Origin of the sequence: Streptomyces sp. Ag109_G2-15 (assembly GCF_900215565.1) — a bacterium.
Lineage (GTDB): Bacteria > Actinomycetota > Actinomycetes > Streptomycetales > Streptomycetaceae > Streptomyces > Streptomyces diastatochromogenes.
This window is the reverse complement of the sequence record NZ_OCNI01000001.1, coordinates 2,852,870-2,869,814: the sequence shown is the minus strand read 5'-3', so window position 1 is coordinate 2,869,814 and position 16,945 is coordinate 2,852,870. Positions and strand designations below refer to the sequence as shown.

Here is a 16,945-nt window from a genome sequence, read left to right as displayed (position 1 = left end):
CGGTAGGTGAGGCGGGTCACAGCCGACACGCCTCCCGTAGCCGCTCCCACGAGGAGGTGCCGTCATGACGGTCATGGAGCAGCGAGGCGCGTACCGGCCATCGCCGCCGCCCGCCTGGCAGCCCCGTATGGACCCCGCGCCGCTGTTGCCCGACGCCGAGCCCTACCGCGTCCTCGGCACCGAGGCGGCCGCCAAGTCCGACCCGGATCTGCTGCGCCGGCTGTACGCCCAGCTGGTGCGCGGCCGCCGGTACAACGCCCAGGCCACCGCGCTCACCAAGCAGGGCCGCCTCGCCGTCTACCCCTCCAGCACCGGCCAGGAGGCCTGCGAGGTCGCCGCGGCCCTGGCCCTGGAGGAGCGCGACTGGCTCTTTCCCAGCTACCGCGACACCCTCGCCGCCGTCGCCCGCGGTGTGGACCCCGTGGAGGCCCTCACCCTGCTGCGCGGCGACTGGCACACCGGCTACGACCCGTACGCGCACCGCGTGGCCCCGCTCAGCACCCCGCTGGCCACCCAGCTCCCGCATGCCGTCGGCCTCGCCCACGCCGCCCGCCTCAAGGGCGACGACGTGGTCGCGCTCGCCATGGTCGGTGACGGCGGCACCAGCGAGGGTGACTTCCACGAGGCCCTGAACTTCGCCGCCGTCTGGCAGGCACCGGTGGTCTTCCTGGTGCAGAACAACGGCTTCGCCATCTCCGTCCCGCTCGCCAAGCAGACCGCCGCGCCCTCCCTGGCCCACAAGGCCGTCGGCTACGGCATGCCGGGCCGGCTGGTCGACGGCAACGACGCGGCCGCCGTGCACGAGGTCCTCAGCGACGCCGTACGGCACGCCCGCGCGGGCGGCGGCCCGACCCTGGTGGAGGCGGTGACGTACCGCATCGAGGCCCACACCAACGCCGACGACGCCACCCGCTACCGCGTCGACGCCGAGGTCGAGGCCTGGCGCGCGCACGACCCGATCCAACTGCTGGAACACGAGCTGACCACGCGCGGCCTGCTCGACGACGCCGGCCTCGAGGCCGCCCGGCAGGACGCCGAGGAGATGGCCGCGGACCTGCGCGAACGCATGAACCGGGACCCCGAACTCAACCCCATGGACCTCTTCGACCACGTCTACGCCGAGACCACCGTGCAACTGCGCGAGCAGCGCGCCCTGTTGCGCGCCGAGCTGGAGGCGGAGCAGGACGACCAGGAAGGCGACCTTCGATGACCACCGTCGCCGTCAAGCCCGCCACCATGGCGCAGGCCCTCACGCGCGCGATGCGCGACGCGATGGCCGCCGACCCCACCGTGCACGTCATGGGCGAGGACGTCGGCACCCTCGGCGGAGTCTTCCGGGTCACCGACGGGCTCGCCAAGGAGTTCGGCGAGGACCGCTGCACCGACACCCCGCTCGCCGAGGCGGGCATCCTCGGCACCGCCGTCGGCATGGCCATGTACGGCCTGCGCCCGGTCGTGGAGATGCAGTTCGACGCCTTCGCCTACCCGGCGTTCGAGCAGCTGATCAGCCATGTCTCCCGGATGCGCAACCGCACCCGCGGCAGGATGCCCCTGCCGATCACGGTCCGCGTCCCCTACGGCGGCGGCATCGGCGGCGTCGAGCACCACAGCGACTCCTCCGAGGCCTACTACATGGCCACCCCGGGCCTGCACGTCGTCACACCCGCGACCGTCGCCGACGCCTACGGGCTGCTGCGCCAGGCCATCGCCTCCGACGACCCGGTCGTCTTCCTGGAGCCCAAGCGGCTGTACTGGTCGAAGGACTCCTGGAACCCCGAGCACCCCACGGACGTCGAGCCCATCGGGCGCGCGGTGGTGCGTCGCCCGGGTAGCAGCGCCACACTCATCACCTACGGCCCGTCCGTGCCGGTCTGCCTGGAGGCCGCCGAGGCCGCCCGGGCGGAGGGCTGGGACCTGGAGGTGGTCGACCTGCGCTCTCTGGTGCCGTTCGACGACGAGACGGTCTGCGCGGCCGTACGGCGCACCGGGCGGGCACTGGTCGTGCACGAGTCGACCGGGTTCGGCGGCCCCGGCGGCGAGATCGCGGCCCGCATCACCGAGCGCTGCTTCCACCACCTGGAGGCACCGGTGCTGCGCGTGGCCGGCTTCGACATCCCCTACCCGCCGCCGATGCTGGAGCGGCACCACCTGCCCGGCGTCGACCGCATCCTGGACGCCGTGGCGCGCCTGCAGTGGGAGGCCGAGGGCTGATGGCACAGGTGCTGGAGTTCAAGCTCCCCGACCTCGGCGAGGGCCTCACCGAGGCGGAGATCGTCCGCTGGCTGGTGCAGGTCGGTGACGTCGTCGCCGTCGACCAGCCGGTCGTGGAGGTCGAGACGGCCAAGGCGATGGTCGAGGTCCCCTGCCCCTACGGCGGCGTGATCACCGCCCGCTTCGGCGAGGAGGGCACGGAACTGCCCGTCGGCGCCCCCCTGCTGACGGTGGCGGTGGGCCCCCAGGCCCCTCAGGCCCTTCAGGCAACGGGCGGGGACACCGCGGGATCGGGCAACGTCCTGGTCGGATACGGCACCTCCGAAGCGCCGGCCCGGCGCCGGAGGGTGCGGTCGGCGTCCCCCGCCAACGGGACGGCGAAGGAACCCGCTCCGGCACCGCCCGCCCCCGCCCCCGCGCCCGTGCTCGCCGAGGGCCCCGTGCCCGTGATCTCCCCGCTGGTGCGCCGGCTCGCCCGGGACAACGACATCGACCTGCGGCAGCTGTCCGGTTCGGGCCGCGAAGGGCTGATCCTGCGGGCCGACGTGGAGGACGCCCTGCGGGCCAAGACCACTCCCGCCCCCGCCCCCGTGGCAGCGGAACCGGCCGCCCGCGTCTCCCCCGTCCGCAACGGCATCCGCATCCCCCTCAAGGGCGTCCGCGGTGCCGTCGCCGACAAGCTGTCCCGCAGCCGTCAGGAGATCCCCGACGCGACCTGCTGGGTCGACGCAGACGCGACGGAACTCATGCGCGCGCGGACGGCGATGAACGCGGCCGGAGGACCGAAGATCTCCCTCCTCGCCCTGCTCGCCCGCATCACCACCGCAGCCCTCGCCCGTTTCCCCGAGCTGAACTCGTACGTCGACACCGGCGCCCGCGAGGTCGTCCAGCTCGACCACGTGCACCTCGGGTTCGCCGCGCAGACCGAGCGCGGGCTGGTCGTGCCGGTCGTCCGGGACGCCCACGCACGCGACGCCGAGTCGCTGACCGCGGAGTTCGCCCGGCTCACCGAGGCCGCCCGGACCGGGACGCTGACCCCCGGGGAACTCACCGGCGGGACCTTCACGTTGAACAACTACGGGGTCTTCGGTGTCGACGGCTCCACCCCGATCATCAACCACCCCGAGGCCGCCATGCTCGGCGTCGGCCGCATCGTCCCCAAGCCCTGGGTGCACGAGGGCGAGCTGGCCGTGCGCCAGGTCGTCCAGCTCTCGCTCACCTTCGACCACCGGGTGTGCGACGGCGGCACGGCAGGCGGTTTCCTGCGGTACGTGGCGGACTGCGTGGAACATCCGGCGGTGCTGCTGCGCACCCTGTGACGCACGCAAGGGCCGGAAGGAGAAGGAGGCAGGACATACTCGGGGGGTGACCGACAACGCTCCCGCCGCCCCCGGGACCGCCCCGCCGTACGACGCTGTCGTGCTGGCGGGCGGCGCCGCCCGGCGGCTCGGCGGGGCCGACAAGCCCGGACTGCGGGTCGGCGGGCGCGCGCTGCTCGACCGGGTGCTCGCGGCCTGCGCCGGCGCGGCCACGACCGTCGTCGTCGCCGACCCCCGGCCCACCGCCCGCCCCGTGCGCTGGGCGCGCGAGGAACCGCCCGGCGCCGGACCGGTCGCCGCACTGGAGGCCGGCCTCAGGCTCAGCACCGCCGAGCACGCCGTCGTCCTCTCCGCCGACCTGCCGTTCCTCGAAGCGGCCACGCTGGAGCGGCTGTTGACCGTCCTGCGGGCGGCGGGCGCCGACGGCGCGCTGCTCACCGACGCCGACGGCCGCGACCAGCCGCTCGTGGCCGCCTACCGCACCGCCGCCCTGCGCCGCGAACTGGCCGCCCTCGCGGCCGGGCCCGACGGCCTGACCGGCCTGCCCCTGCGCCGGCTGACCGGCGCCCTCGACCTCACCCGCGTCCCGGACCCGCTCGCGTCCTTCGACTGCGACACCTGGGACGACATCGCCAATGCCAGGGCACGCATCAGGGAGCATGGGCACGTGTTGGATGAATGGATCTCCGCAGTCAAGGACGAGCTGGGCATCGACCTGGACGTCGACACCGGCGTACTGCTCGACCTGGCCCGTGACGCCGCCCACGGCGTGGCCCGGCCGGCCGCGCCCCTGACCACCTTCCTCGTCGGTTACGCCGCCGCCCAGGGCAAGGGCGGCCCCGAAGCCGTAGCCGAGGCCGCCCGCAAGGCCGCCGCACTGGCGCTGCGCTGGGAGGAAGAGAACAGCGGGGGCGCATCCGCCCCGGACGCCGGATGACCGCCCCCGGCATCCGGGCCGAAGCGCCCGCCGAGGACAGCGACGACCTCGACGTCGAGGAGGCACTGGCCCTCGTGAGGGAAGCCAAGGACGACAGCACCGGCCCCGGATCCGGCTCCGCCGCCCGGGGCGGGCAGCGGCACGAGCGGCACCAGGCCACCCCCTGGTCCCACGCCCGCGAGATCGCCGCCCGCGCCGCCCGCTCGGGCGGCCGCCGCGCCCCCGTCTCGGTCTCCCTCGCCGACGCCCTCGGCCTGGTCCTCGCCACCCCCCTCGACGCGCTCACCGACCTGCCCTCCTTCGACACCTCGGCGATGGACGGCTGGGCGGTGGCCGGACCGGGCCCCTGGGAGGTCCGGGACGAGGGCGTGCTCGCCGGACACGCGCAGCCTGGGCCGCTGACCGACGGCGAGGCGGTCCGCATCGCGACCGGCGCCCGCATCCCGGCCGACACCACCGCCGTCCTGCGCACCGAACACGGCCGCACCGACACCCAGGGCCGCCTGCACGCCACCCGAGAGGTCAGCCACGGCCAGGACATCCGCCCGCGCGGCCAGGAGTGCCGCAACGGCGACCAGCTGCTTCCCGTCGGCACCCTCGTCACCCCGGCCGTCCTGGGCCTCGCGGCGGCCGCCGGATACGACACCGTCACCGCTGTCCCCCGCCCCCGTGTCGAAGTCCTCGTCCTCGGCGACGAGTTGCTCACCGAAGGACTCCCGCACGACGGGCTGATCCGGGACGCGCTCGGCCCCATGCTGCCGTCCTGGCTGCGCGCGATGGGTGCCGAGGTGACCGCCGTACGCCGACTGGGTGACGACGCCAGGGCCCTGCGCAAGGCGCTCACCAGCTCCGGCGCCGACCTCGTCGTCACCACCGGCGGCACCGCAGCGGGACCCGTCGACCATGTCCACCCCACCCTGGAACGCATCGGCGCCGAACTCCTCGTCGACGGCGTCAAGGTGCGGCCCGGCCACCCCATGCTGCTGGCCCGCACCAAGGAGAACCAGCACCTGGTCGGCCTGCCCGGCAACCCCCTCGCGGCCGTCTCCGGCCTGCTCACGCTCGCCGAGCCCCTGCTGCGCACCCTCGCCGCCCGCCCCGCGCCCGAGCCGTACACGCTGCCGCTCGGCGAAGCGGTGCAGGGGCATCCCTACGACACCCGGCTCGTCCCCGTGGTGCTGCGCGGCGACCGTGCCGTACCGCTGCACTACAACGGCCCGGCCATGCTGCGCGGGATCGCCGCCGCCGACGCGCTGGCCGTCGTACCGCCGGGCGGGGCCCGGCAGGGCCAGGAGACGGAGCTGCTGGACCTGCCCTGGGCGGCGGCCGGAATCGGGGTGTGTTTCACGTGAAACTTCCGGGCCATGACGCCATCGCCCGCCAAGCGGACGAGCATCTGGTGACCCATCGGGTGAAACTCCCGAAAAAAGTGGTGGAGCGCCCGATCCGCCAGGTCGCCAAACGGCTGCTCATGGCCCTCGCGGTGCTCATCGCCACCGCGCTGATCGTCTATGCCGACCACGAGGGCTACAACGACAACGCCGACGGCTCGGTCGACCTCCTCGACGCGTTCTACTACGCGACCGTCACCCTCTCCACCACCGGCTACGGCGACATCACCCCGGTCAGCGACGGCGCCCGGCTCACCAACATCTTCGTCATCACACCCCTGCGCGTGCTGTTCCTGATCATCCTGGTCGGCACCACGCTGGAGGTCCTCACCGAGCGCACCCGGGAGGAATGGCGTCTGAACCGCTGGAGGTCCACCTTGCGCGACCACACCGTCGTCGTCGGCTTCGGCACGAAGGGGCGGTCGGCCGTCCAGACCGTCTGCGCGACGGGACTGAAGAAGGAGCAGGTGGTCGTGGTCGACCCCAGCTCCAAGGTGATCGACGCGGCGACCTCTGAGGGCTTCGCGGGCGTCATAGGTGACGCCACCCGCAGCGAGGTGCTCAGGCGCGCCGAGGTGCACAGGGCACGGCAGATCATCATCGCCCCACAGCGCGACGACACCGCCGTCCTCGTCACCCTGACGGCCCGGCAGCTCAACCGGAGCGCGAAGATCGTGGCCGCCGTGCGCGAGGAGGAGAACGCGCCGCTGCTCAAGCAGTCCGGCGCCGACGCCGTCATCACCAGCTCCGGCGCGGCCGGCCGGCTGCTCGGCCTGTCCGTGCTCAGCCCCGCGGCCGGCATGGTCATGGAGGACCTGATCCAGCAGGGCAGCGGGCTCGACCTCATCGAACGCCCGGTGGTCCGGGCCGAGGCGGGCAAGTCCCCGCGCGAGACGGACGACCTCGTGGTGAGCGTCGTACGCGGGCACCGGGTGCTGGGCTACGACGACCCGTCCATCGGCACCCTCCAGCTGACGGACCGCCTGATCACCATCGTCCGCGCGACCCCCGGCGCCCAGGTCGCCCCGCACACCCGCCCGCTGCCCCGCGACTGAGCGGGGCTGCCCCGGAGAGGACACCGGCGGGGAGTAGCGTCGCGCTCATGCATGCGATCACGATTCCCGAACCTGGTGGGCCCGAGGCGCTGGTGTGGGACGAGGTGCCCGATCCGGTGCCCGGCGCCGGCGAGGTGCTGGTCGAGGTGGTGGCCAGCGCCGTCAACCGTGCCGACATCCTGCAGCGGCAGGGCTTCTACAACCCGCCGCCCGGCGCGTCCCCGTACCCCGGCCTGGAGTGCTCCGGCAGGATCGCCGCGCTCGGCCCCGGGGTCTCCGGCTGGGCCGTCGGCGACGAGGTGTGCGCGCTGCTCGCGGGCGGCGGCTATGCCGAGAAGGTCGTCATTCCGGCCGGGCAGCTGCTGCCCGTGCCCGGCGGCGTCGACCTGACCGGGGCGGCCGCGCTGCCCGAGGTGGTCTGCACGGTCTGGTCCAACGTCTTCATGGTCGCCCATCTGCGCCCGGGCGAGACCCTGCTGGTGCACGGCGGTTCCAGCGGTATCGGCACGATGGCGATCCAGCTGGCCAAGGCCGTCGGTGCCAAGGTCGCGGTGACCGCCGGGACGAAGGAGAAGCTGGAGCGCTGCGCCGAGCTGGGCGCGGACGTGCTGATCAACTACCGCGAACAGGACTTCGTCGCCGAGATCAGGGGGGCCACGGACGGCGCGGGCGCCGACGTCATCCTCGACAACATGGGCGCGAAGTACCTGGACCGCAACGTCCAGGCCCTAGCCGTCAACGGGCGGCTCGCGATCATCGGCATGCAGGGCGGGATCAAGGGCGAGCTGAACATCGCCGCCCTGCTGAACAAGCGGGCCGCCATCAGCGCGACCTCGCTGCGGGCCCGGCCGCTGAGCGAGAAGGCGGCCATCGTGGCCGCCGTACGCGAGCATGTGTGGCCCCTGCTCGCCGCGGGGCAGGTCCGCCCGGTCGTCGACCGCGAGCTGCCGATGCCGGAGGCCGCCGAGGCGCACCGGGTGGTGGAGGCGAGCGGCCACATCGGGAAGGTGCTGCTGGTGGCGCCGTAGCAGGCCGATCGGATCAGCCGCGCCGTACCCGAAGGCCCAGGAACGCCAGGCCCAGGCCCAGGCCGATGAGGACCAGGCCGCTGCCCAGGGGCAGGATCTGCAGGGTCGGTTCGGTGGGGGCCTGCCCCTGGTGGACGGCGTTCTGGCCCGCGGGCTGCTGCGGGGGCCGGGCGGGGTTCAGTCCGGCCTCCGCGGGCGACTGGGAGACCGCCGGTGCCTGGTCCGGGGTGACCGCGGTCTCCGGCTCCTCCGGGTAGCCGTTCTCCGGATCGCCGGTGTCGGGGGCCCCGGTGAACGGGCCGGTGTCGTCGTCGCCCTCCTCCTCCGCGGGCGGCCCGTCCGGCCGGCCCGGTCGCCTCCGGCCCTCACCGGCGCGGCTGCCCGCCCGCGACGGCTCGGGGTGAGCGGAGGGGGAGGCGGAGGCGTCGGAGGAGGACCGTGCGGCGGGCGCCGCGGAGACCCGCAGGGCGGGGGAGCGGAGCGCCGAGGGCGCGGGGGAGGGGGACGCCGAGGGCGCCGGGGAGTCCGGCGGGGCGGCCTCGGCGCCGTACGCGGTGGCCGCGCCGTACACGGGCACGGCCGTCGCGAGGACGAGCACCAGCCGCAGCAGGCGGAGCCTCAGTCGCAGCCATGGAGTCACGTCGGTGACCTCCCAAAGCCAGTCGTCGAACGTCGAACATCGACGAAAACAGCCTCACATTTCATGGCATCCAGGGCATTCCGGATTGGGCCGACAGGTCTAAACGGTGGATCACCCCCATGAGGGGGCACCACGGTGATGAGGTGTAGGCGTGCGAGAGAATGGCGGCATGGAGATGCCGAGGAACGAACGGTCACCGGAGAATCCCCAGATCCTGGTCGTGGGCCAGGACGGCATGGCGATTGGCGGCGGTGGCTCAGACGAGGACTCCCGCGAGGTTCCGGTGACGGAGCAGGTCGAGCAGCCGGCCAAGGTGATGCGGATCGGCAGCATGATCAAGCAGCTCCTGGAGGAGGTGCGCGTGGCTCCCCTGGACGAGGCGAGCCGTGCCCGGCTCAAGGAGATCCACCGCAGCTCGGTAAAGGAGCTGGAGGACGGACTGGCGCCGGAGCTGGTCGAGGAGCTGGAGCGGCTGTCCCTGCCGTTCACCGACGACGGAACCCCGAGCGACGCGGAACTGCGCATCGCGCAGGCCCAGTTGGTGGGCTGGCTGGAGGGCCTGTTCCACGGGATCCAGACCACGCTGTTCGCCCAGCAGATGGCCGCGCGGGCCCAGCTGGAGCAGATGCGCCGGGCGCTGCCGCCGGGCATGGGCCACGACGGCGACGAACACCACACAGGCGGCCGCTCCGGCGGACCGTACCTGTAACTCCCCCAGGCTGACCTCAGCACGAAGGGCCCGGCGGTAGTCCGCCGGGCCCTTCCTCATGCAGGTAGCCGCTAGGGGTTGCCCGACGACACGTTGAACTGGATCTCGACGTGCTTGGGGTCGACGTCCGTGCCCTGCTTGGGGAACTGGTCGATGATCGCGCCCTCGCCGAAGGTGTTCTCGTCGACTTTCTTGGTCGTGACGCGCCATCCGGCTGCGGCCGCGCAGTCCTTGACGGACTTGATGTACTTCAAACGGAAGTCCGGGAGCGTGATCTTCTTCGGGTCGTTGTACGACTCCTGCGGCTCCGTGCACTCGGTCTTGTCGACCGTCTTCGACGTGTCCGGACCCCGGTAGCCCTCCGCATGGGCCGACGCGGAGGGGCTGGCGTCGCCGCCGCCCTGGTTGTCCTCACCGCCGTTGTTCAGCGTCAGCGCGACGATCAGGCCCACGACCGCGACGAGGGACACCACGATCGAGCCGATGATCACCGGCTTGTTGCCCTTGCCACCGCCACCGCCGGAGGACTGCACCGCGGTCTGGGGCGTGAGGTTGTACGGCGGCGGGGTCGCCGCGGCCTGCTGCCCGTACCCCGCCGGCGGGGTCTGGTACCCGGCCTGCTGCGGGTAGCCGTACGCCGGCGCGGGGACCGGGGCCGGCGCCGGGGTGCCGTACGGGCCCGGAGCCGGAGTCGGCTGGTACGGCGTCTGGACCGGGCCGGTGGGCGCCGGGGTCGCCTGGTCGACCGGCGGGAACACCGCGGAGCCGACGCCCGCGCCGCTCTGCGTCGGGCCGGAGCCCGGCACGATGCTCGGCGCCGCGGTCTGGAGAGAGGCGGCCACGCGCAGGCACTCGTCGCGCATGGACTCGGCGGTCGGGAAGCGCTCGTTCGGGTTCTTCTTCAGCGCGCGGGTGATCAGCGCGTCCACCGCGGGCGGAAGGGAACGGTTGATCGAGGAGGGAGCGACCGGTTCCTCCTGGACGTGCGCGTACGCGATCGCCAGCGGGGAGTCCGCGTCGAACGGCAGCCGCCCGGTGACCAGCTGGAACAGCATGATGCCGACCGAGTACAGATCGGAGCGGGCGTCCACGCCGCGGCCCAGGGCCTGCTCGGGCGAGAGGTACTGAGGGGTGCCGACGACCATGCCGGTCTGGGTCATCGAGGTGACGCCGGACTGCATGGCGCGGGCGATGCCGAAGTCCATGACCTTGACGACGCCGCGCTTGGTCATCATCACGTTGCCCGGCTTGATGTCGCGGTGCACCAGCCCCATCTCGTGGCTGATCTCCAGCGCGGCCAGCACGTCCGCGGTGATCTTCAGGGCCTTGTCGGCGGGCATCGCGCCGTACTGCCGTACGTCCGCGTCGAGCACCGAGCCGAGCGGGCGGCCCTCGACGTACTCCATGACGATGTACGGCATCGTCGAGCCGCCAAGGTCGTCTTCTCCGGTGTCGAAGACCGAGACGATGTTGGTGTGCGTGAGCTTGGCCACTGCCTGGGCCTCGCGGCGAAAGCGCTCGCGGAAGGCCTGCTCCCGGCCCAGCTCGGTGTGGAGCGTCTTGATCGCGACCTGGCGGTCCAGCACGGCGTCGTACGCCAGGTGAACCGAGGCCATGCCGCCTTCACCGAGCAAGTCGCGCAGCTGGTAGCGACCGCCTGCCAGCGACCCTCCCGCGTACCGGCCCTGTGCGCCGTCCTGGCTCATCTCTCCGCGTCCCCCACTGGCCGTCCGGCGCCGTCATTGAGCGAACAAGCCTTGATCGAATGTGTCATTCCCGGCCAAGTCTGCCCCAGGGCACTGACACGTCAAGCGCGGTGCCCGTTCCGTGACCGTACGCGAAAGAAGCGTCGCGGAAGCGTTACAGCGGCCGTACGACCGGCACACAGAATTTGCACGAGAGCGCGTGCTAGAGGTTTCATGACCGGTCACTCCGGGGCCGGTCCCGGCACCGGATCCGGACCGGCGGCCCCCACGAAGGCTGTAGCGTGGCCGACGGAGACCGTAACAACACCGCGCGCACCGCGGGCAGAAACGACGGCGAGGACCGATGGCACAGACGCACAGCGCCCAGGGCCCGTCCGACCCCGAGGCGACTGGCGGCGGCATGTCAGACACGCCGGAGATGTGGGGCAACGGCGGGCTCGTCGGCGACGGCCGGTACCGGCTGACCCACCGGCTGGGCCGGGGTGGCATGGCCGAGGTGTTCGCGGCCGAGGACGTCCGTCTGGGCCGCACGGTCGCGGTCAAGCTGCTCCGCGCCGACCTGGCCGAGGACCCGGTCTCCAAGGCCCGCTTCACGCGCGAGGCCCAGTCGGTGGCCGGACTCAACCACCACGCGATCGTCGCCGTGTACGACTCCGGCGAGGACTACGTGGGCGGCCAGTCCGTGCCGTACATCGTGATGGAGCTGGTCGAGGGCCGCACCATCCGTGACCTGCTGCTGAACGCCGAGGCGCCGGGCCCCGAGCAGGCCCTGATCATCGTCTCCGGTGTGCTGGAGGCGCTCGCCTACTCGCACCAGCACGGCATCGTGCACCGCGACATCAAGCCGGCCAACGTCATCATCACCCACAACGGCGCCGTCAAGGTGATGGACTTCGGCATCGCCCGCGCCCTGCACGGCGCTTCGACAACGATGACGCAGACCGGCATGGTCATGGGCACTCCGCAGTACCTCTCCCCGGAGCAGGCGCTCGGCAAGGCCGTCGACCACCGCTCCGACCTCTACGCGACCGGCTGCCTGCTCTACGAACTCCTCGCGCTCCGGCCCCCGTTCACCGGTGAGACCCCGCTGTCGGTGGTCTACCAGCACGTCCAGGACATCCCGACCCCGCCCTCCGAGTTCTCCGACGGCTGCCCGCCGGAGCTGGACGGCCTGGTCATGCGCTCGCTCGCCAAGGAGCCCGACGACCGGTTCCAGACGGCCGAAGAGATGCGCGGCATGGTCCAGTACGGCCTGCAGATGCTGTACGACCAGGGCGGCCACACCGGCACCTGGAACACCGGGCCGGTGGCGGCGCACGACGGCCGGCAGACCCCGGCGGGCGGCTTCGCGGGTACGACCGCGATGCAGCACCCCGGCGAGTTCGGCGCCGGCACCACGCAGATCCCGCAGCCGATCCTGCCCGGCGGCTACGGCAACGGCGACGACGGCGGCTTCGAGGGACACGGCAACAAGGGCAGCGGCCGCGGCAAGCTGTGGATCCTCGCCGTCCTCGCGGTGATCGCGATCGCGGCCGGTGTCGCGATCGCGCTGAACAACACGGGCAACGGCACCGGCGGCGGCACCGATCCGACGCCGAGCCACTCGCAGACCAAGAAGGACGACAAGGCCTCCGAGACGCCGTCCGACGACAGCACCGACCAGCCCACGGACACGACCACGGACGACGGCTCGGCCACGGGCGGCACCGGTTCGGACTGGACGCCGTCGTACACGCCGTCGGCGACCCCGTCCGACACGGCCACCTCCGAGCCGACCGACCCGGCGACCTCGACGGAGCCGACGGATCCGGAGACCACCCCGACGGACGGCGGCACGGACGCGGGCACCACGGACGGTGGCACGGACGCGGGCACCACCGATGGCGGCACCGACGCGGGCACCACGGTCGGCGGCACCGACGCGGGCACCACGGCCGGCACCACGGCCGGCAACGGAACTTGAAGGCCACCGACCCCGTCGGCCCCGGCAACAGCCTGAGACATCACGGCTAGAGCACCCCACGCGCGCGTGCGAGCAACGGCTCCACGCGCGCGTGCCGTTGTGCGCGACCCCTCTGTGCGCGACCCCTCTGTGCGCGACCCCTCTGTGTGCGACCTCTGTGCGCGACCTCGTAGAGGCCGTCACTCCACGAAGGCGTCGCACACCGCGTCGTACTCCCGTGTCCACCACACCGCCAGCGCCGAGGCGGCTGGGAACTGGCAGTCCGCGCGTGTGTCACCGCGCTCGTAGTGCCAGCGCAGCATCCAGAAGTCGTTCAGGCGCTCCCACCACACCCGGTGCACGGCCGCCGCGAGCTCCGAGGGCGTGGCGCCGGCCGCGCGCCGGTAGGTGCGCGCGTACGCCCGCACCTTGGGCAGGTCCAGCGCTCCCGCGGGCCGTACGAAGAAGATCGCGGCGGCGCGTACGGCCTCCTCGGCGCGGGGCTGCACGCCGAGCCGGTCCCAGTCGACGATGGCGGCCGGGGCGTCGCCCTTGTAGAGCAGGTTGAAGGGGTGGAAGTCGCCGTGCACCCAGCCCACCGAGCCGCCGCGCGGGGGGCGCCGGTCGGCGTGCTGCTCCAGCAGTGCGCGGCGCTCCAGGAGGCGGTGGCGGGCCAGTTCGTCGAAGGCGTCGGCGGGGCGGTGGCGGCGGACGTGGGCGAGCAGGTCGTCGATGAGGGCGAAGGTGTCGGTCGGGTCGGCGCTCTCCACGGGATGCGGGCTCGTGGCCGGGCGCGTGCGCCCCTTGGGGGGCATCACGCGCTCCAGGCAGGCGTGTACGGCGCCCAGGAGCGCCCCCAGGCGTGCGCTCTCCCCGCGGGTCAGCTGGCCGCCGTGGCGGTGCCTGCCGTCGATCCAGGGGTGCAGGGCGTAGGCGTGGCCGCCGACGACGGCGACCGTACGGCCCTCGCGGTGCGCGAGCGGCGGGGCGACCGGGACGCCGAGATCGGCCAGGCGCTGGGTGGCCCGGTGCCGGCGTTCGATGGCGGCCGGGTCGGCGGTGTCCGGGTCGAAGTGGTGCTTGAGGAAGTAGCGGCCGCGGGTGGTGCACAGCCGGTAGCCGCGGTTGAGCAGGCCCTGGTCGACGGGTTCGCAGGTGAGGGCGGTACCGGCGGCGTACAGGCGCAGCAGGGCGCCCAGAGGGGGCGCATGGGGCGAGAGGGGTGGTACACATGAGCGCGGCACGCGCCAGATGTTAGGGCACGAAAAGCGGCCGTGAGCTGGGGCTTATCACAGGCAGTCGCCGCTGGTCGCTTTCGGTCACGCTGTGCACCGTGACGAACTCCGGATCGACGGTCAGGTGCACGGGTGGCGCTCGTCGAGCACGGTGACGTCGGGTCGGGTGGCCGGAATCCGTAGCGGCGCGTCGGCCGCGGTGCCATCCCATACCCGGATTTTTCCGCTTTCGTAGGCGAGGGCAGTGTCACACATTGACTCTTCCCGTGCCCGGGGTGGCCGGGATAACGTGCCGTTGCTCCGGCCTCCTGCAAGGCTGTGACCAGCGGTCTTCCGAGCCCTGCGGATTTACTTGGAAATCCAAGCAAAATCGCAGGTCAGGAGGGGTTTCACAGAAATGTGGAGCACTGGGTAACGTAAAAGTTGCAGGGCGCTCGCCGGGGCACCTGTCACGCCTGTTCCCGGCCGAGTGGCACCCACCCCGTGCCCGGTGGTCGAGAACAGGTGAGCCGCACTGGCCTACCGGCAACCCCGGGGGCCGGAACGACGGAGGAGCACACGTGACCGTGGACAGCAGTGCCGCGCGCAAGCCGCGACGCAGCGCCGCAGGCAAGGCCGGCACCACCGGCAGCAGTACCGGAACCACCGGCACCAAGCGCACCACCCGCACCACCAAGAAGAGCACCGACCCGGAACTCGTGCAGCTCCTGACGCCCGAGGGCAAGCGGGTCAAGAACGCCGAGTACGACGCCTACGTCGCCGGGATCACCCCCGAAGAGCTGCGCGGCCTGTACCGCGACATGGTGCTCACCCGCCGGTTCGACGCCGAGGCCACCTCCCTGCAGCGCCAGGGCGAGCTGGGCCTGTGGGCTTCGCTGCTCGGCCAGGAGGCCGCCCAGATCGGCTCCGGCCGGGCCCTGCGCGACGACGACTACGTCTTTCCGACCTACCGCGAGCACGGCGTCGCCTGGTGCCGCGGGGTGGACCCGGCCAACCTGCTCGGGATGTTCCGCGGCGTGAACAACGGCGGCTGGGACCCGAACAGCAACAACTTCCACCTCTACACGATCGTCATCGGCTCCCAGACGCTGCACGCCACCGGCTACGCGATGGGCGTCGCCAAGGACGGCGCGGACTCGGCCGTGATCGCCTACTTCGGCGACGGCGCCTCCAGCCAGGGCGATGTCGCCGAGTCGTTCACCTTCTCCGCGGTCTACAACGCCCCGGTGGTGTTCTTCTGCCAGAACAACCAGTGGGCGATCTCCGAGCCGACCGAGAAGCAGACCCGCGTCCCGCTCTACCAGCGCGCACAGGGCTACGGCTTCCCCGGCGTACGCGTCGACGGCAACGACGTCCTGGCCTGCCTCGCGGTCACCAAGTGGGCGCTGGAGCGCGCCCGCAACGGCGAGGGCCCAACCCTGGTCGAGGCCTACACCTACCGCATGGGCGCCCACACCACCTCCGACGACCCCACCCGCTACCGGGGCGACGAGGAGCGGCAGTCCTGGGAGGCGAAGGACCCGATCCTGCGCCTTCGCCGGTTCCTCGAGGCCTCAAACCACGCGGACGAGGGATTCTTCGCGGAACTCGAGGCCGAGTCCGAGGCGTTGGGCAGGCGAGTGCGCGAAGCGGTCCGCTCCATGCCGGACCCGGACCACTTCGCCATCTTCGAGAACGTGTACGCGGACGGGCACGCGCTCGTCGACGAGGAGCGAGCCCAGTTCGCCGCCTACCAGGCGTCGTTCGCGGACGCAGAGGCAGAGGGGGTCTGATCATGGCAGCCGAGACCAAGACCATGGCGCTGGCCAAGGCGATCAACGAGTCGCTGCGCCGCGCTCTGGAGACGGACCCCAAGGTCCTCGTCATGGGCGAGGACGTCGGCAAGCTCGGCGGTGTCTTCCGGGTCACCGACGGCCTGCAGAAGGACTTCGGCGAGAGCCGCGTCATCGACACCCCGCTCGCCGAGTCGGGCATCGTCGGCACCGCGATCGGCCTCGCGCTGCGCGGCTACCGCCCGGTGGTGGAGATCCAGTTCGACGGCTTCGTCTTCCCGGCCTACGACCAGATCGTCACGCAGCTGGCGAAGATGCACGCCCGTGCGCTGGGCAAGGTCAAGATGCCGGTCGTCATCCGCATCCCCTACGGCGGCGGCATCGGCGCGGTCGAGCACCACTCCGAGTCCCCCGAGTCGCTGTTCGCGCACGTGGCGGGCCTGAAGGTGGTCAGCCCCTCCAACGCGTCCGACGCGTACTGGATGATGCAGCAGGCCATCCAGAGCGACGACCCGGTGATCTACTTCGAGCCCAAGCGCCGCTACTGGGACAAGGGCGAGGTCAGCACCGACGCCATCCCCGGCCCGCTGCACAAGGCACAGGTCGTCCGCGAGGGCACGGACCTCACCCTGGCCGCCTACGGCCCGATGGTGAAGCTGTGCCAGGAGGTCGCGAACGCGGCCGCCGAGGAGGGCAAGTCCCTGGAGGTGCTGGACCTGCGCTCGGTCAGCCCCCTCGACTTCGACTCCATCCAGGCCTCGGTCGAGAAGACCCGCCGCCTGGTCGTCGTCCACGAGGCGCCGGTGTTCTTCGGCTCCGGTGCGGAGATCGCCGCCCGGATCACGGAGCGCTGCTTCTACCACCTGGAGGCCCCGGTGCTCCGGGTCGGCGGCTACCACGCCCCGTACCCGCCGGCGCGCCTGGAGGAGGAGTACCTGCCGGGTCTGGACCGGGTGCTCGACGCCGTCGACCGTGCCCTGGCGTACTGAGGAGAGGGTTC

14 protein-coding genes and 1 pseudogene are annotated in these 16,945 nt (G+C 72.4%); 11 read left to right on the top strand and 4 right to left on the bottom strand.

Annotated elements, in window-relative coordinates; genetic code table 11:
• Positions 1–64: 64 nt before the first annotated feature.
• Genes pdhA (CRP49_RS12730) through CRP49_RS12700 form a run of 7 tightly spaced genes read left to right on the top strand, consistent with a single transcriptional unit; the run spans position 65 to position 7,941 of the window.
• A complete protein-coding gene (gene pdhA / locus CRP49_RS12730) occupies positions 65–1,210 on the top strand; it encodes a pyruvate dehydrogenase (acetyl-transferring) E1 component subunit alpha (protein WP_097253478.1) in 1,146 nt (381 codons plus the stop codon).
• Complete coding sequence (locus CRP49_RS12725; protein ID WP_094218572.1) at positions 1,207–2,211, top strand: alpha-ketoacid dehydrogenase subunit beta; 1,005 nt, start codon at positions 1,207–1,209, stop codon at positions 2,209–2,211. The genes pdhA (CRP49_RS12730) and CRP49_RS12725 overlap by 4 nt, the downstream gene beginning before the upstream one ends.
• On the top strand, positions 2,211–3,530 hold the full coding sequence (locus CRP49_RS12720; RefSeq protein ID WP_097253477.1) for a dihydrolipoamide acetyltransferase family protein: 1,320 nt from the start codon (positions 2,211–2,213) through the stop codon (positions 3,528–3,530). Before CRP49_RS12725 ends, CRP49_RS12720 begins: the two co-directional genes overlap by 1 nt.
• 46 nt (positions 3,531–3,576) lie before the next feature.
• Positions 3,577–4,467 carry an NTP transferase domain-containing protein gene (locus CRP49_RS12715; RefSeq protein ID WP_097253476.1) on the top strand — a complete coding sequence of 297 codons (891 nt, stop codon included), beginning with the start codon at positions 3,577–3,579 and terminating at the stop codon, positions 4,465–4,467.
• Positions 4,464–5,819 (top strand): molybdopterin molybdotransferase MoeA, encoded by a 1,356-nt coding sequence (locus tag CRP49_RS12710; protein WP_097253475.1) that lies wholly within the window; start codon positions 4,464–4,466, stop codon positions 5,817–5,819. Before CRP49_RS12715 ends, CRP49_RS12710 begins: the two co-directional genes overlap by 4 nt.
• On the top strand, positions 5,816–6,913 hold the full coding sequence (locus CRP49_RS12705) for a TrkA family potassium uptake protein (protein WP_097253474.1): 1,098 nt from the start codon (positions 5,816–5,818) through the stop codon (positions 6,911–6,913). The genes CRP49_RS12710 and CRP49_RS12705 overlap by 4 nt, the downstream gene beginning before the upstream one ends.
• A 47-nt stretch (positions 6,914–6,960) precedes the next feature.
• Positions 6,961–7,941 carry an NAD(P)H-quinone oxidoreductase gene (locus tag CRP49_RS12700; protein WP_097253473.1) on the top strand — a complete coding sequence of 327 codons (981 nt, stop codon included), beginning with the start codon at positions 6,961–6,963 and terminating at the stop codon, positions 7,939–7,941.
• 13 nt (positions 7,942–7,954) lie between these two features.
• Here CRP49_RS12700 and CRP49_RS12695 read toward each other — a convergent pair whose 3' ends face one another.
• Complete coding sequence (locus CRP49_RS12695) at positions 7,955–8,581, bottom strand: hypothetical protein (RefSeq protein ID WP_097253472.1); 627 nt, start codon at positions 8,579–8,581, stop codon at positions 7,955–7,957.
• 169 nt (positions 8,582–8,750) lie between these two features.
• Here CRP49_RS12695 and CRP49_RS12690 point away from each other — a divergent pair, with 169 nt between their 5' ends.
• On the top strand, positions 8,751–9,290 hold the full coding sequence (locus CRP49_RS12690; protein WP_097253471.1) for a bacterial proteasome activator family protein: 540 nt from the start codon (positions 8,751–8,753) through the stop codon (positions 9,288–9,290).
• Between the two features lie 71 nt (positions 9,291–9,361).
• On the opposite strand, the gene CRP49_RS12685 is transcribed toward CRP49_RS12690, so the two are convergent.
• Entirely contained in the window at positions 9,362–10,996 is a 1,635-nt protein-coding gene (locus CRP49_RS12685) for a protein kinase (protein WP_097253470.1), read from the bottom strand.
• Between the two features lie 343 nt (positions 10,997–11,339).
• On the opposite strand from CRP49_RS12685, the gene CRP49_RS12680 reads away from it, so the two are divergent.
• Positions 11,340–12,959 carry a protein kinase gene (locus CRP49_RS12680; RefSeq protein WP_097253469.1) on the top strand — a complete coding sequence of 540 codons (1,620 nt, stop codon included), beginning with the start codon at positions 11,340–11,342 and terminating at the stop codon, positions 12,957–12,959.
• 179 nt (positions 12,960–13,138) lie between these two features.
• Here the strand turns inward: CRP49_RS12680 and CRP49_RS12675 are convergent, their stop codons facing one another.
• Both CRP49_RS12675 and CRP49_RS47830 read right to left on the bottom strand, forming a co-directional pair.
• Positions 13,139–14,182, bottom strand: coding sequence for a phosphotransferase (locus CRP49_RS12675; RefSeq protein WP_179851595.1), 1,044 nt, complete (start codon positions 14,180–14,182; stop codon positions 13,139–13,141).
• Between the two features lie 120 nt (positions 14,183–14,302).
• Positions 14,303–14,428: pseudogene (locus CRP49_RS47830) on the bottom strand (DNA-binding response regulator); the annotation flags it as partial.
• A gap of 305 nt (positions 14,429–14,733) precedes the next feature.
• Here CRP49_RS47830 and pdhA (CRP49_RS12670) point away from each other — a divergent pair.
• Entirely contained in the window at positions 14,734–15,945 is a 1,212-nt protein-coding gene (gene pdhA, locus CRP49_RS12670) for a pyruvate dehydrogenase (acetyl-transferring) E1 component subunit alpha (RefSeq protein ID WP_097253468.1), read from the top strand.
• A gap of 2 nt (positions 15,946–15,947) precedes the next feature.
• On the top strand, positions 15,948–16,934 hold the full coding sequence (locus tag CRP49_RS12665) for an alpha-ketoacid dehydrogenase subunit beta (protein WP_097253467.1): 987 nt from the start codon (positions 15,948–15,950) through the stop codon (positions 16,932–16,934).
• The last annotated feature ends 11 nt before the right edge of the window (positions 16,935–16,945 follow it).

Bases quoted from the DNA above. Each gene is read 5' to 3' on its own strand.
- CRP49_RS12665 (WP_097253467.1), top strand. From the start codon at position 15,948: ATGGCAGCCGAGACCAAGACCATGGCGCTGGCCAAGGCGATCAACGAG.
- CRP49_RS12685 (WP_097253470.1), bottom strand. From the start codon at position 10,996: ATGAGCCAGGACGGCGCACAGGGCCGGTACGCGGGAGGGTCGCTGGCA.
- CRP49_RS12690 (WP_097253471.1), top strand. From the start codon at position 8,751: ATGGAGATGCCGAGGAACGAACGGTCACCGGAGAATCCCCAGATCCTG.
- pdhA (WP_097253478.1), top strand. From the start codon at position 65: ATGACGGTCATGGAGCAGCGAGGCGCGTACCGGCCATCGCCGCCGCCC.
- CRP49_RS12725 (WP_094218572.1), top strand. From the start codon at position 1,207: ATGACCACCGTCGCCGTCAAGCCCGCCACCATGGCGCAGGCCCTCACG.
- CRP49_RS12700 (WP_097253473.1), top strand. From the start codon at position 6,961: ATGCATGCGATCACGATTCCCGAACCTGGTGGGCCCGAGGCGCTGGTG.
- CRP49_RS12680 (WP_097253469.1), top strand. From the start codon at position 11,340: ATGGCACAGACGCACAGCGCCCAGGGCCCGTCCGACCCCGAGGCGACT.
- CRP49_RS12720 (WP_097253477.1), top strand. From the start codon at position 2,211: ATGGCACAGGTGCTGGAGTTCAAGCTCCCCGACCTCGGCGAGGGCCTC.
- CRP49_RS12710 (WP_097253475.1), top strand. From the start codon at position 4,464: ATGACCGCCCCCGGCATCCGGGCCGAAGCGCCCGCCGAGGACAGCGAC.